This is a genomic window from Sphingomonas immobilis, assembly GCF_030580995.1.
Lineage (GTDB): Bacteria > Pseudomonadota > Alphaproteobacteria > Sphingomonadales > Sphingomonadaceae > Sphingomonas > Sphingomonas immobilis.
In genome coordinates this window covers 64,828-79,144 of sequence record NZ_JAUQSZ010000018.1, presented here as the reverse complement: position 1 = coordinate 79,144, position 14,317 = coordinate 64,828, and the positions used below count along the sequence as shown (strand labels likewise).

Below are 14,317 nucleotides of genomic sequence, written 5' to 3'. Positions count from 1 at the left end.
GATGTTCAGCCCGCCTTGCACGCCTTGATCGCGCCCGGCTCCGGGCGCGGGCCTTCGGCCTTGAAGGTGGCAAGATAGCCGCCTGCCGAGGGCATGTCCTTCACCTCGACCTGCGTGTAGCCGACCGCCGCGAATTCGCATTTCAGCAGGGCGGGCGGGGTGCCGTGATCCTGCGTAGGGCGATCGGCATCGACCACCACGACCAGCCCGCCCGCGCGCAGCGAGGGGCGCATCCGCCAGAGGAATTCGTAGGGCTGCGCGATCTCGTGATACATATGCACCATCAGCACGCGATCGAAGCTGTTGTCGGGCAGCTTGGGGTCGGCGGGCGTGCCGAGGCGCACGCTGACATTCTCGAGCCGTTCGCGTGCCACGCGGTCGGCGAGCGCGTCGCGCACCGCCGGCATGATATCCTCCGCCAGCACGCGGCCCTGCTTGCCGACGCGGGCGGCGGCGCGGATCGTGTAATAGCCTTCGCCCGCGCCGATATCGGCGACCGACATGCCTTTCGCGATGCCGCCCCTGGTCATCACCGTGCCGGCCTCGTTCAGGCGGTCGCGCTCCTCCTCGTTCGACCAGCGCGACGAAACGATCTTCGCGACCGGACGGTCGGCGGCGGGAAAGGGACCGGCGACGTCGCTGGATCTCGCGGACGGGGCACAGGCGGCGAGCCCCGCGACCGCCAGAAGAAACGAACGCCGCGGCATCCCTAGTCGACGTCCTCCACCTCGACCGTCTCGCCCGTCACCCGCTGCGACAGTGCGGCGGCCATGAAGGCGTCGAGATCGCCGTCGAGCACGTCGGACGGGCTGGTCGAGGTGACGCCGGTGCGCAGGTCTTTCACCAGCTGATAGGGCTGCAGCACGTAGGAACGGATCTGGTGGCCCCAGCCGATGTCGGTCTTGGTGGCATTCTCGGCGTTGGCGGCAGCCTCGCGGATCTGCAATTCGCGTTCGTAGAGCTTGGCGCGGAGCTGGTTGTAGGCCTCGGCCTTGTTCTTGTGCTGCGACCGCTGGTTCTGACACTGGACGACGATGCCGGTCGGAATGTGCGTGATGCGCACCGCCGAATCGGTGGTGTTGATGTGCTGCCCGCCCGCGCCCGAGGCGCGATAGGTATCGATGCGCAGGTCGCTCTCGTTATATTGCACGTCGATATTGTCGTCGATCAGCGGATAGACCCACACGCTTGCGAAGCTGGTGTGGCGGCGCGCGGCGCTGTCGTAAGGGCTGATGCGGACGAGGCGGTGGACGCCGCTCTCGGTCTTGGCATAGCCATAGGCGTTCTCCCCCTTGAGGAGGAGCGTCGCCGACTTGATCCCGGCCTGCTCGCCCGAATGCTGATCGACCAGTTCGACCTTGAGGCCGTGGCGCTCGCCCCAGCGCGAATACATGCGGCTGAGCATCCCCGCCCAGTCCTGGCTCTCGGTGCCGCCCGCCCCCGCGTTGACCTCGATATAGGTGTCGTTGCCGTCGGCCTCGCCTGCGAGCAGCGCCTTGACCTTGTCGACCTCTGCCTTGGCGGCGAGTGCGGCGAGCGCGGCGACGCCCTCGGTCTCCATCTCGGTGTCGTCTTCGGCCTCGGCCATTTCGATCAGTTCGGCGGTGTCCGACAATTCGGTCTCGATCGCGCGCGTGGCACCGATCGCCTCGTCGAGGCGGCGGCGTTCGCGCATCACGTCCTGCGCGGCCTTGGCGTCGTTCCACAACGTCGGGTCTTCGACGCGCGCGTTCAGCTCGTCGAGCCGCCGCAGCGCGCGATCCCAGTCGAGAAAGCGGCGCAGCAGCGCGAGCGAGTCCTTGATCGAGTCGATATGAGCCTGCGCTTCGGCGCGCATGGGGGATACTCCAAAAAACCTAGATGTAGTGCGGGGCGCGCCATCCGCCAAAAGACGCGGTTAGTAAATCCCGCCCTCTCTTTGCAAGAAATCGCTGTCGCGGCGGTTCTGTTGCTGATCCGCCTGTTGTGCGGCCTTGGCCCTGGCGGCGGCCGCTGCCGCTGCAGCGACGGCCGGATCGAGCGGCTCCCCGCGCTTGAACACGCGGCGCGGCTCGCTTTCGGGCTTGAAGGCTTCCCAGATCACGGCGGACTTGGGGTCGTCGGTCGGCCAGGCCCCGAACACCGGTTTGCCCGACTGGCGGTCGATGCGGACCATACGGATGCCGGCGGGCGCGCGGAACGGGATCTTGGGCAGGCCCTCATAGGCCTTGATCGCGAATTCCTTGAAGATCGGCGCGGCGACCGTGCCGCCCTGCGCATAGCCGCCGAGCGACTTGGGCGTGTCGTAGCCGATGTAGAGACCGCCGATGATCTGCGGCGTGCCGCCGATGAACCACACGTCGGTCGGGCCGGAATTGGTGCCGGTCTTGCCGAACATCGGCCGGTCGAGATCGCGCAGCACGACGGCGGTGCCGCGCGTGACGACGCCCTCGGCGATATGGACCATCTGATACGCGCTCAGCGGATCGACCACCTGCTTCCCGCGGCTCTGCGGGCGCGGCATCGCCTTGCCGTTCCAGTCGGGCGCATTGCAGCCCTCGCACCCGCGCCAGTTCTCCGGCCAGATGACCTTGCCGTGGCGATCCTGCACGAAATCGATCAGTGTCGGCTGGTGCGCCTTTCCGCCGTTTTCGAGGATCGTGTAGGCGTTGACCATGCGCGACACGGTGGTCTCGCCCGCACCCAGCGCGAAGGAGAGATAGGGCGGGTATTTGCCGACGCCGATGCGGTCCATCAGGCTGACGACCTTGGGCATGCCGGTCTGCGCGGCGGCGCGCACCGTCATCAGGTTGCGCGACTGTTCCACGCCCCATCGCATCGTGTGCGAGCCCGACCCGCCCTGATTGCCGAAGTTGCGGAAGCATTTGTTGCCCAGCCGCGCGCCCTGATAGACGCAATAGGGCCCGTCGACGATCACGGAGGCCGGCGTCATCCCGCCCTCCAGCGCGGCGGCATAGACGATCGGCTTGATGGTCGATCCCGGCTGGCGCATCGCCTGCGTCGCGCGGTTGAATGCCTGCAGGCGGAAGTCGAAGCCGCCCTGCATCGCCAGCACGCGCCCGGTCGAGGGTTCCTCGGCGACGAACGCGCCCGATACCTTGGGGATGGCGCGCAGGGCAAAGCCGCTGCCCTCCGGCGCGACGGCGATGATGTCGCCGGGCTTCAGGGCCGCGAAGGCGGTGCCGCCGACGCCGCGCACCGGCATCTGCGCGCCCGATGCTGGCAGCGTGCCGGTCTCGCTGTTGGCGAAGCCGAGCTGTGCCTCGCCGCCGCCGACCGAGATGACGATCGCCGCGCGCCAATCCTGGAAATCGAGACCGATATTGGTGTTGAGCAGCGCCGACTGCCACCTGTCGCCGTCGATCTCGACATGGGTGATCGGCCCGGCCCAGCCGCGCCCGCGATCGTAGCGGAGCAGGCCGTTGCGCAAGGCGGTCTGCGCATAGTCCTGCAGCTTCTCGTCGAGCGAGGTGCGCACCCAGAGGCCACCGGCATAGACGCTGTACGGGCCCCCGGCCGCATCCTCGCCGAACTTGTCGATCAACTGGCGGCGCACTTCCTCCACGAAGTAACCGGTGCCGGCGACCTCGGTCTTGGGCGTCTGGCGCGGCACGGTGCCGAGCGGCTCGGCATCGGCCTGGGCATATTGCTCCTGCGTGATGAAGCCGTTGTCGAGCATCTCCTTCAGCACGTAATGCCGCCGCGCCAGCGCGCGCTCGGCATGGCGGTCGGGATCGTAATTGGACGGGCCCTTCGGCAAAATCGCGAGATAGGCGTATTGCGCGAGGTCGAGCTGGCTCGGATCCTTGCCGAAATAGGCGTAGCTCGCCGCCTGCACGCCAAAGGCGTTGCGGCCCAATGCGATCTGGTTGAGGTAGAGTTCGAGGATCTTCTGCTTCGACAGCGTATCCTCGATGCGGAAGGCGAGGATCGCCTCGCGCACCTTGCGCGCATAGCTGTGTTCGTTGCCGATCAGCAGGTTCTTGGCGACCTGCTGCGTGATGGTCGATGCACCGCGCGCGCGCTTGGAGCTGCGCAGATTGTCCCACATCGCCGAGGCGACGCCGAAATAATCGACGCCGTGGTGCGAGAAGAAGGTCTTGTCCTCCGCCGCGAGGAAAGCGCGCACCAGCAGCGGCGGATATTCGTCGTAGCTCAGTTCCACGCGGCGCTCGCGCGCGTAACTGTGGATCGGCATACCGTCGTTGCCGCGCACGTTGGTAGGGAGCGGCGGCTCGTACGTCGTCAATTTGTCGACCGAGGGCAGATCGCGCATGAACAGCGCGAAGAACACGGCATAGGCGATGCCGGCCAGCACGGCGAGCACCACCAGCGCCTTCACCCACCAACGCGCCCAGAGCCGGCCGATCGGTCCGCGCGGGCCATCTTTCGGGCGACGGAGGCGCATTTTCACGCTGGAATCATCATCGGCCATTATGCCGCAGGCTCTAGCAAGTTTTGGGTGGGACGCCAGTGGGCTCCCTTCTTCCCACTTCTGCTTCTCTTCCCCCTCCCGCGAAAGCGGGAGGAGGCTAAGAAAGGGAAAGGCTCAGTTGCTCGCCAGCCGTCTCGCGAAATGCACGTCGATCGCCTTGCGCACGCTTTCCGCGATCTTCTTGCGGCCGTCGGGGCTGTCGATGAAGGCGGCGTCGCGCGGGTTGGAGATATAGCCCGTCTCGAACAGGATCGAGGGCATGTCGGGCGCCTTCAGCACCATCAGCGAGGCCATGCGGTGGAAATTTGGCTTCACCGGAATGAGCGGCTGCGCCTCGCGGCCGAGCAGGCGGGCGAAGCTGGCGGAGGAATTCATCGTCTCGCGCTGCGTCAGGTCGATCAGGATCGAGGAGATGTCGGCGGACGTCGAGGCGAGGTTTACCCCGGCGATGATGTCGGCGCGGTTCTCGCGCGCCGCCAGCCGTGCCGATTCCTTGTCGGAGGCGACTTCGGACAAGGTGTAGACCGACGCGCCGGTCGCGTCGCCCGAGCCGACGCTGTCGCAATGCACCGAGATGAACAGGTCGGCGTGCAGTTTCCGCGCGATGCCGTAGCGTTCCTGCAGCACGATGAAGCGGTCGTCCTCGCGCGTCAGCGCCACGCGCACGCGGCCCGAGGCGAGCAGTTCGGCGCGGATCGCCTTGGCGATGCGCAGCGTCACGTCCTTCTCGCGGCGGCCGTCGTCCGGGGAAATCGCGCCCGGATCCTGCCCGCCGTGCCCGGCGTCGATCACCACCAGCGGGCGGCTGTCATCGTCGCCGTCGATGCGCGGCAGTTGCAGCGTGCGGCTCGATGCGGGGACCGCCATCGCGAGGTGATATTTCGGGCGCGGCGCGGCCACGTCGGTGCCGAAGGCGAACGGCGGCAGGAAGCGCAGCCGGCCCTCGTTGGCGGCGCGCGCGAAAGTCGCGTCGTCGACCGTCTTGAGCGCGATCGTCAGGTCGCGGCCGTCGTTGCCGAACCGGCCGCTGCTGACGACGGCGGGGCGGGCGAGATCGAACACGATGCGTACCCCCGTGTCGCCGCGCGGCCCCTGCCGGATCGCGGTGACGAGGCCGGACGCGCTCAGCTTCCGGCCGATGCTCGCGCCGTCGACGTCGACGGCGATGCGCTGCGGCCCCGCCAGCAGGAACGACGAGGCCTTGCCGACATGGTCGTCGAAGCGGATGACGATCCGGTCCGGCCGCACGTCGACACGTTCGACCGAGGCCGCCCAACCGGGCGATCCCGCAAACCAGCAGGCCAGCAAAGCAAGTACGAAAGACACACGGCTGTATTGCCGCGCCGGCAGGCGGCCGGTCCAGTGAAAAGGCATGGGCGGGGGGTCCCAGTGTTCTAAGATTCGGTTCGTCTATTTCTGAAATGGTTTCTGGCAGGCCCCGATAAGTTTAGGATGAAGCGGCGCGGTTAATCGCTTCTTTGCCAAACATTGCGGCACGTTTCGCGCCTGCAACGTGCCGGTTGCTGCCGCTGGTATGTGGTGCTAGGCTCATGGAAGTACCGGTCTGCGCAGGGTTTTGCGTAAGGCGCCGGTCGATCCGGCCGGTCCGCGCGTTTATCCTGCACGGAAGGCCATTCAGGTTGACGTTCGCATGATGCATTTCCCCCAACCCTCGCACCGCCCGGCTTTCGCCGGCGGTTCGGCGAGCGTTGCGGGTGCCCAGGGCCACGCGCCCGGGCGTGCCAAGCGAGCAGAGGCATTCACTCTCACAATCAACGAAACCGGAAGCGTCGGCATCGCCGCGCCGCCGGGATCGTACCAACATCGCGCGCGGAGCGGCCCCACAGGCACAGGCCCGCGCGCCCGGAGATTTATACATGACCATGCGTATGCTGATCGACGCACGCCACCGGGAGGAAACCCGCGTGGCCGTCGTCAAAGGGAACCGGATCGAGGAATTTGACTTCGAATCCGCTGAGCGGAAACAGCTCAAGGGGAATATCTATCTCGCCAAGGTGACGCGCGTCGAGCCGTCGCTGCAGGCTGCGTTCATCGATTACGGCGGCAACCGCCACGGTTTCCTGGCGTTTTCGGAAATCCACCCCGATTACTACCAGATCCCGCGCGAGGACCGCGAGGCCTTGCTGCGCGAAGAAGCCGAGCATGCCGCCGAGGAAGCCGCGCTGCGTGCCGAGCAGGATGCCGAAGAGGACGCGCTGGAAGGCGACGTCGATGAGGACGGTTTCGAGCAGGACGAGGAATCGGTCGAGCGTTTCGAAGACGACGGCGGTGCCGGCGCCGAGGCCGAAGCCGAGGATTCGGGCCGCACGCGCAGCCGCCGCAAGCGCAGCGCCGCCGACGAGGCGGTCGACGATCTGCGCGAGCGCCGCACGTCGCTGCGCCACCGCTACAAGATCCAGGACGTCATCCGCCGCCGTCAGGTGCTGCTGGTGCAGGTCGTCAAGGAAGAGCGCGGCAACAAGGGCGCGGCGCTGACGACCTATCTGTCGCTCGCCGGCCGCTATTGCGTGCTGATGCCCAACACGTCGCACGGCGGTGGCATCAGCCGGAAGATCTCGAACGCGGGCGACCGCAAGCGCCTCAAGTCGATCATGGCGGACCTCAAGCTGCCGCCGTCGATGGGCTGCATCGTGCGCACCGCGGGCCTCCAGCGCACCAAGGTCGAGATCAAGCGCGACTTCGATTATCTCGCGCGGCTGTGGGACGGCATCCGCGAGACCACGCTCGCCAGCAGCGCGCCCGCGCTCGTCTACGGCGACAGCGACCTGATGAAGCGCGCGATCCGCGATATCTACAACAAGGATATCGACGAGGTGATCGTCGAGGGCGATGACGGCTACCGTCAGGCCAAGGAATTCATGAAGCTGTTGATGCCGAGCCACGCGCGGCGCGTGAAGCATTACAGCGACCCGGTGCCGCTGTTCCAGCGCGCCGGCGTCGAGGATCAGCTTTCGGCGATGTACCACCCGGTGGTGCAGCTCAAGTCGGGCGGATACCTCGTCATCAACCCGACCGAGGCGTTGGTGTCGATCGACATCAACTCGGGCCGCTCGACGCGCGAGCATAATATCGAGCAGACCGCGACCGCGACCAACCTCGAGGCTACCGCCGAGATCGCCCGCCAGCTCCGCCTGCGTGACATGGCCGGGCTCGTCGTGATCGACTTCATCGACATGGATCATTCGTCCAACGTCCGTAAGGTCGAGAAGGCGATGAAGGAGGCGATGAAGAACGATCGCGCCCGCATCCAGGTCGGCCGCATTTCGTCCTTCGGTCTGATGGAGATGAGCCGCCAGCGCCTGCGCACCGGCGTGCTCGAAGCCTCGACGCGGCCGTGCCCGCATTGCGAAGGCTCGGGCTTCGTCCGCACCGCCTCGTCGGCGGGCCTGTCGGCGCTGCGCCTGATCGAGGACGAGGCCGCCCGCGGTCGCGGTTCGATCCTGCTGCTGCGCGCCAGCCAGGAAGCGGCGATGTACCTCCTCAACAAGAAGCGCGCGGAGCTCGCCGAGATCGAGGAGCGCTACGGCGTGTCGATCGAGGTCGCGTCGGACGGCGAGGCCGAGGGCGCGCGCATGTCGGTCGAGGCATCCGGCCCGCCGCCCGCCTACGCACCGCGCTTCGACACGCCGATGATCGAGGTCGACGACGACATCGAGGATGAGATCGAAGATGAAGAGATCGACGAGGAAGAGGAGGAGGTCGTCGCCGAGGAGCGGCCGCGCCGCGAACCGCGCGAGCGTGCCGAGCGCCCCGAAGGCGAGACCGAGGCCGAGGGCGATGCCCGCCGCAAGCGTCGTCGCCGTCGCGGCCGTCGCGGTCGCAACCGTCCCGACAGCGAGCGCACCGAAGCCGAAGTCGCCGAGGATGCGGCGGATGACGCTGCGGACGCAGCCGAGGCGGCGGAAGCCGGCGAGAGCGTGGAAGCGGCTCCGGTCGAAACCGCAGAGGCTGAAGGCGAGGGCGGTCGTCGCCGCCGTGGCCGTCGCGGTCGTCGTGGCGGTCGTCGCAACGAGGGCGAGACCGGCGCCGAGGCGCTTTCGGAAGAGGGCGTCGAGGCCGTAGCCGAGGAAGCACCTGCTACCGAAGCCGTTGCCGATGTGCCGGCCGCCGAAGCCGAGGAGGCACCCGCCGCCCCGGCCAAGCGCTCGCGCCGCCGCAAGACGGCTGACGTCGAGGCTGCACCGGTCGAAGCCGTCGCCGAGCCGGTCGTCGCAGAAGCCGCGCCCGAAGATGCGACTGCCAAGCCGAAGCGCGCCCGCCGCGCCAAGGCGGCGACCACCTTGCCCGAAGAGCCGGCACCGGTAGCGGAGGAGGCTCCGGCCAAGCCGAAGCGCGCCGCGCGTAGCAAGAAGTCCGCCGCGCCGGCGGCCGAGGCCAATGCGGCGGCGATCCCGCTCGCCGAAAGCCCGCCGGAAGCGACGACGGATGCGTTGCCCGCGCCCGAGCCGGAAGCGGCGACTGCCGAGCCTGCGCCCGCGCCGGTTGCGATCGATCCCGATCCGGGCGAGGCCGGCAGCGCGCGTCGCGGCTGGTGGCAGCGCACCTTCGGGGCGTGATCCAAGAGGGCGGGGCCGTTCGCGCGGTCCCGCCCGTCCGCCTGCCGCAATGCAAAAGCCGTTCCCCGGCGAAGGCCGGGATCCAGTTAGAACGGTCTTGATACTGGAGCGTGACGCTTCGTTACCATCGCTATGCCAATTGGACCCCGGCCTTCGCCGGCGATCAGAAAGCCGGAAGCGTCCGCCTTCACCCGCCGTTCACGTTGCGCGCGCCAACGCTCTCGCGTCGGATGCGGGAGAGGGGTAAGCTCGGCGGCATGAAGGGATTCAAACGCTTCGTCGCGGCTTTTGCCGCTTCGCTCCTGATCGGCGCGCAGCCCGCGGCCGCGCAATCGATCCTACGCGATGCCGAAACCGAGGCGATGTTCAACGATATGTCGCGCCCGATCATCATCGCGGCGGGGCTGTCGCCCAACACCGTCAAGGTCGTCCTGATCAACGATGATTCGATCAACGCCTTCGTCGTCGGTGGGCAGACCGTTTACGTCCATTCGGGCCTGATCGCCGCCGCCGACAATGCCAATCAGGTGCAAGGCGTGATCGCGCATGAGATCGGCCATATCGCCGACGGCCATGTCGTCCTCGCCGATGCCGGCGCGAAGCCGGCGATCGGCATTTCGCTGCTGTCGATGGTGCTCGGCATCGCCGCGATGGCGGCGGGCGCGGGCGATGCGGGCGCCGCGATCCTCTCGGCCGGCCAGACCGCCGCCGCGTACAAGTTCGCCGCCTTCACGCGCGTGCAGGAAGCGACCGCCGACGCATCCGCCGCCAAATATCTGCGCACGGCCGGGATCAGCGGCAAGGGCTTCCTTGCCTTCTTCAAGAAGCTGCAGAGCGAGGAATATGCCGTCGGCCTGCAGAACATCGACGCCTATGCGCAGAGCCACCCGCTCAGCGGCGAACGTATCGCCGCGCTGACCGCCGACGTTACGGCCTCGCCCGCGTACAACAACCCGCTCGATCCCGCGCTGGAGGAGCGTTTCAAGCGCGTGAAGGCCAAGCTGCGCGGCTATGTCTCCGAATACAAGACGACGCTGAACCTTTACCCGGACAGCGACCAGTCGCCGTACGCGCATTATGCGCGCGCCTATGCGTGGCACAAGGCGGGCTATCCCAATCGCGCCGATGCCGAGGTCAATGCGCTGGTCGCGACCGCGCCGCACGATCCCTATTTCCTCGAGATCAAGGGCCAGATCCTGCTGGAGGCAGGGAAGCCGGCGCTGGCCCTGGCACCGTTACGCGAAGCAACCGAGACGTCGCGCAATTCGCCGTTGATCGCGACGACCTTCGGGCATGCGCTGATCGCGACCGAGGACAAGGCCAATTACCCGGAGGCCGTGCGCGTGTTGCGCACCGCCGTCGCGCGCGACGACGAAAATCCCTTCGCCTGGTATCAGCTCGGCACCGTCTACGAACGCATCGGCGACGAGCCTCGCGCGATGCTCGCCGCCGCTGAACAGGCGAGCCTCAGCGGTGACCTGCGCCGCGCAGGCTACAGTGCCAAGGCCGCGCTCGGCGGGCTGCCGCCCAACTCGGTCGATTGGATCCGCGCACAGGACATCGCGATGGCGGCGCAGAACGACATGGAAGACAATCCCCAGAAGTATAAGAAGCGCTGATGAGCCGTTGGACTTTACCCCTCGCGGGATTGCTGGGCATCGTGATCGGCGGGATCGCCATGTATTTCGGCGGCGCGCTCGTCCGCGTGCCGGCCGGGGACCGCGCGCGTGTCGAGGGCATCGTGCACGACTATATGCTGTCGCACCCCGAGATCCTGCCCGAGGCGATGGAGGCGTTGCGCGACAAGGAACATGCGACCGTCATCGCCGACAACCGCAAGGCGATCCTGGAACCGGTCGGTAGCGCGTGGCAGGGCGCGGCCGCGCCCGACCTCACCATCGTTGAATATTTCGATTACAATTGCGGCTATTGCCGCGCGTCGCTGCCGGTGATCGACGAATTGCTGGCGGGCGACCCGAAGCTGCGCATCGTCTACCGCGAATTCCCGGTGCTGGGGGAAAGCAGTGGGCAGGCGGCGCGGATGAGTCTCGCCGCCGCCGAGCAGGGCAAGTTCCGCGCCTTCCACGACGCGCTCTATGCCGGTGGTTCGGTCTCCGCCGATACGATCGCGGCGGCGGCGAAGAAGGCCGGGCTCGATGCCGGGCGCGCAGCGGCCTTCACGCCCAAAGCCGATGCCGAGATCGCCTCCAACATGAGCATCGCCCAGCAACTGAAGCTGACCGGCACGCCGAGCTGGGTGATCGGCAACCGCGTCGTTTCCTCGGCGATGCCGCTGGCGGAGCTGCAGCGGCTGGTGGCGCGCGCGCGCGCCAAGAGCTGACTCGTTACTTCGCCGCGTTCGCGGGGTTGAACACGCTCGTCGGCAGCCAGGTCGGGCGGGCGGGGGCATTCGCCGTCATCGCCGCGACGTTCGCCACGTAATCGTTCAGCTTCACCGCCTCGGCCTTCAGCACGCCGGGTTGCAGCAGATCGTCCGAAGGCGAGTGATAACGGTTGGCGCGCCAGTCGTGCTCGATCTTGAATTCCGGCGTGTCCTTCTGGAAGCCGAACTTGAATGACAGCGCCGGCACACCCGCCTTCACGAAGCTGAACTGATCGGTGCGCACGAAGCTGTTGCGATCGGGCAGGGGATCAGGGGTGAGCGCTAGGCCCTGCTTGGCGGCGGCGGCGCGCGCGACGTCGCCGAGCGTGCTTTCGCCCTCGCCCTGCACCAGCACGGTCTTGAGTGGCCAAAGCGGCAACGGCATGTCGAAATTCAGGTCTGCGACGATGTTCGCCTTCGGCACGGTCGGCTTGTTGGCGAAATAATGCGAGCCGAGCAGGCCCTTTTCCTCTGCGGTCACGATCACGAACAGGATCGTGCGCTTCGGGCGCGAGCCCTTCTTCAACTGCGCGGCGATATCGAGCACCGAGGCGACGCCCGAGGCATCGTCCATTGCGCCGTTATAGATCGTGTCGCCGTTGATCGCCGCCCCTACGCCGAGATGATCGAGGTGCGCGGAGATGACGACATACTCGCCCTTCAGTTTCGGATCCGATCCGTCGAGCCTGGCGACGAGGTTGGGCGACGTGACCGGCGACACGCGTGCCGCCGGCTTTACCCGGATCCGCTGCGCGAGCGGGAAGGTCGGCAGCGCGCCGTTGCTGTCGGCGAGATCGGCGATCTCGGCGTAACGCTTGCCGGAGCCCGCGAAGAGCCGGCTGTTCTCCCACGGATCGACGCTCGCGCCGAGCCAGCCGGTCGGCGTCTCGCGCAGCTTGTCGTCGGCGAGGTACATGCCCGGCTGCTTGGCGAGAAGCGTCGAGCGGAACCAGAGGATCTCCATCTGTTTGGGCGTGACGAGCGAGATCAGCCCGACCGCGCCGAGCTTCGCGAGCAGCTTCGTGCGCGCGTTGCGGTTTGCGGCCTTGACCGGGCCGGGAATGTCGGCGGGGCCGCCCGCGAAGACGACTGCGACCTTACCCTTTAGATCGACGCCGGCGAAATCGTCATGCCCGAAGGCGGGCAGGCTGAGACCGTAGCCGAGGAACACCATTGGTGCGTCCGTCAGCGGTGCGCGGCGGGCACCGCCCGCCGAGATGACGAAATTGTCGCCCATTGCGAACGGCGTTTCCTTGCCGTCGGGCCCGATCAGCACCGCGGAGGAGCCGGCTTGGTCGATGACCTGCTGCTCGAAGGCGACGCTCTGGGTGAATTTGCCGTTTTCGCCGGCGGGCGCGAGGCCGATCTCCTTGAAGCGCTTCATCACGTAGTCGGCCGCCTTCAGATAGCCGGGCGATCCGGTCTGGCGGCCCTGCGTGTCGTCGCTGGCGATGTTGGCGATGTCGGTCCACCAGGCATCTGCGCGGGATGCGGGAGCCGGTGCGGCGCTGGGCAGCAGCGTGGCGGCGAGGAGGAGAGGGAGGATACGCTTCATGGCGGCGGATGCTATGCGCCGCGCCGCGCCCTGTCGAGACATTGCCGTCCGCTTCCGTTGCTCTAAGCTGCCGGGAAAAGGGGAAATGCCTGTGTCCAAACCTATCCTTCAGTTGCTCCTCGCCGCGGCCTTCATCGCCGCGCCCGCCACCGCGCAGTCCGACATTCCGGCGCGCGTCGCCCGCGTGCTGAAGGAGACGCCGCTGATCGACGGGCATAACGACTGGCCCGAAACGCTGCGCGAGCGCGAGAAGGACAAGCGCTGGACGCTCGATCTGCGTTCGGGGCTCGGCGCGGTGAAGCCGGAGCGCTACAACACCGATATCGCGATGCTGCGAAAGGGCATGGTCGGCGGGCAGTTCTGGTCGGTCTATGTCGACGCCGCGGAGCCTGGCCTGCAGCAGGTCGAGGAGACGCTCGAGCAGATCGACCTCGTGAAGCAGATCGTCGCGCGCTACCCGGAGGCGTTCGCGCTGGCGCGCACCGCCGACGACGTGCGCCGCATCCACGCCAGCGGTCGCATCGCCAGCATGATCGGGGTCGAGGGCGGCGGACAGATCGACGGCAAGCTGTCGGTCTTGCGTGCCTATCACGCTCTCGGCGCGGGCTATCTGACGTTGACGCACGTCAAGACGATCGAATGGGCGGACTCGGCCACCGACGATCCGAAGCACGGCGGGCTGACGCCGTTCGGCAAGGCGGTGGTGCATGAACTGAACCGGCTGGGGATGCTGGTCGACCTCAGCCACGTCAGCGAGGGCACGATGCGTGACGCGCTCGCGGTGTCGAAGGCGCCCGTCATCTTCTCGCACTCCTCGGCGCGCGCGCTCGACGATCATCCGCGCAATGTTTCGGACGCGGTGCTGAAGCTGGTGGCGGCGAACGGGGGCGTGGTGATGGTGAACTACGCGCTCAACTACGTGTCCGACGACTACCGGCGCTGGTCGGCGGACCGGGCGGCGGAGCGCACCCGCCTCAACGCGCCACCCTATGGCGGCCTGCTGATCGGGCAGCCCGACAAGGCCGCCGCCGCGATGGCGGAGTGGGAAAGGGCCCATCCTGCGCCGAAAGTGACGCTCGCGATGGTGGCCGATCACATCGATCATATCGCCAGGGTGGCCGGGGTCGATCACGTCGGCATCGGATCGGACTTCGACGGGGTGGGCAATGCGCTGCCCGAGGGGCTGGGCGATGTCTCGACCTATCCGGCGCTGCTGGGGGAGATGATGCGGCGCGGGTGGAGCGACAAGGACGTCGCCAAGCTCGCCGGCGGCAACGTGTTGCGCGTGATGGCAACGGCGGAAGGCGTCGCGAAGGGGATGGCGGGCGAGTTGCCGGCGACGGCGGTGTTGCCAGCCGAGAAGTAGC

The 14,317-nt window shown here is 67.4% G+C and carries 9 protein-coding genes; 4 read left to right on the top strand and 5 right to left on the bottom strand.

Annotation, left to right across the window (positions count from 1 at the left end; genetic code table 11):
* Positions 1–5 precede the first annotated feature (5 nt).
* The 4 genes from Q5H94_RS20125 to Q5H94_RS20110 form a co-directional block, all read right to left on the bottom strand.
* The gene (locus Q5H94_RS20125) at positions 6–707 is read right to left on the bottom strand and encodes a class I SAM-dependent methyltransferase (RefSeq protein ID WP_304563052.1); all 702 of its coding nucleotides are present in this window, start codon (positions 705–707) and stop codon (positions 6–8) included.
* 2 nt (positions 708–709) lie between these two features.
* Positions 710–1,837 carry a peptide chain release factor 2 gene (prfB, locus tag Q5H94_RS20120; protein WP_304563051.1) on the bottom strand — a complete coding sequence of 376 codons (1,128 nt, stop codon included), beginning with the start codon at positions 1,835–1,837 and terminating at the stop codon, positions 710–712.
* Between the two features lie 60 nt (positions 1,838–1,897).
* Positions 1,898–4,435 (bottom strand): penicillin-binding protein 1A, encoded by a 2,538-nt coding sequence (locus Q5H94_RS20115; RefSeq protein ID WP_304563050.1) that lies wholly within the window; start codon positions 4,433–4,435, stop codon positions 1,898–1,900.
* Positions 4,436–4,549: 114 nt separating this feature from the next.
* The gene (locus tag Q5H94_RS20110) at positions 4,550–5,809 is read right to left on the bottom strand and encodes an N-acetylmuramoyl-L-alanine amidase (RefSeq protein ID WP_304563049.1); all 1,260 of its coding nucleotides are present in this window, start codon (positions 5,807–5,809) and stop codon (positions 4,550–4,552) included.
* A 503-nt stretch (positions 5,810–6,312) separates the two neighbouring features.
* Here Q5H94_RS20110 and Q5H94_RS20105 point away from each other — a divergent pair.
* From Q5H94_RS20105 to Q5H94_RS20095, 3 genes are all read left to right on the top strand, one after another.
* Positions 6,313–9,012: an Rne/Rng family ribonuclease gene (locus Q5H94_RS20105; protein ID WP_304563048.1), complete on the top strand. Its 2,700-nt coding sequence runs from the start codon at positions 6,313–6,315 to the stop codon at positions 9,010–9,012.
* A 257-nt stretch (positions 9,013–9,269) separates the two neighbouring features.
* Positions 9,270–10,631 carry a M48 family metalloprotease gene (locus tag Q5H94_RS20100; protein WP_304563047.1) on the top strand — a complete coding sequence of 454 codons (1,362 nt, stop codon included), beginning with the start codon at positions 9,270–9,272 and terminating at the stop codon, positions 10,629–10,631.
* Positions 10,631–11,353, top strand: a complete 723-nt coding sequence (locus Q5H94_RS20095) for a DsbA family protein (protein WP_304563046.1) — start codon at positions 10,631–10,633, stop codon at positions 11,351–11,353. Before Q5H94_RS20100 ends, Q5H94_RS20095 begins: the two co-directional genes overlap by 1 nt.
* Before the next feature lie 4 nt (positions 11,354–11,357).
* Here Q5H94_RS20095 and Q5H94_RS20090 read toward each other — a convergent pair whose 3' ends face one another.
* Positions 11,358–12,950 (bottom strand): M28 family metallopeptidase, encoded by a 1,593-nt coding sequence (locus tag Q5H94_RS20090; RefSeq protein WP_304563045.1) that lies wholly within the window; start codon positions 12,948–12,950, stop codon positions 11,358–11,360.
* Positions 12,951–13,041: 91 nt separating this feature from the next.
* On the opposite strand from Q5H94_RS20090, the gene Q5H94_RS20085 reads away from it, so the two are divergent.
* A complete protein-coding gene (locus tag Q5H94_RS20085) occupies positions 13,042–14,316 on the top strand; it encodes a dipeptidase (protein WP_431312200.1) in 1,275 nt (424 codons plus the stop codon).
* Position 14,317: the final 1 nt, after the last annotated feature.

What these genes read in the sequence shown, in the direction of transcription:
- Q5H94_RS20125 (WP_304563052.1), bottom strand. Translation starts at nt 707, where the DNA reads ATGCCGCGGCGTTCGTTTCTTCTGGCGGTCGCGGGGCTCGCCGCCTGT.
- prfB (WP_304563051.1), bottom strand. Translation starts at nt 1,837, where the DNA reads ATGCGCGCCGAAGCGCAGGCTCATATCGACTCGATCAAGGACTCGCTC.
- Q5H94_RS20115 (WP_304563050.1), bottom strand. Translation starts at nt 4,435, where the DNA reads ATGGCCGATGATGATTCCAGCGTGAAAATGCGCCTCCGTCGCCCGAAA.
- Q5H94_RS20110 (WP_304563049.1), bottom strand. Translation starts at nt 5,809, where the DNA reads ATGCCTTTTCACTGGACCGGCCGCCTGCCGGCGCGGCAATACAGCCGT.
- Q5H94_RS20105 (WP_304563048.1), top strand. Translation starts at nt 6,313, where the DNA reads ATGACCATGCGTATGCTGATCGACGCACGCCACCGGGAGGAAACCCGC.
- Q5H94_RS20100 (WP_304563047.1), top strand. Translation starts at nt 9,270, where the DNA reads ATGAAGGGATTCAAACGCTTCGTCGCGGCTTTTGCCGCTTCGCTCCTG.
- Q5H94_RS20095 (WP_304563046.1), top strand. Translation starts at nt 10,631, where the DNA reads ATGAGCCGTTGGACTTTACCCCTCGCGGGATTGCTGGGCATCGTGATC.
- Q5H94_RS20090 (WP_304563045.1), bottom strand. Translation starts at nt 12,950, where the DNA reads ATGAAGCGTATCCTCCCTCTCCTCCTCGCCGCCACGCTGCTGCCCAGC.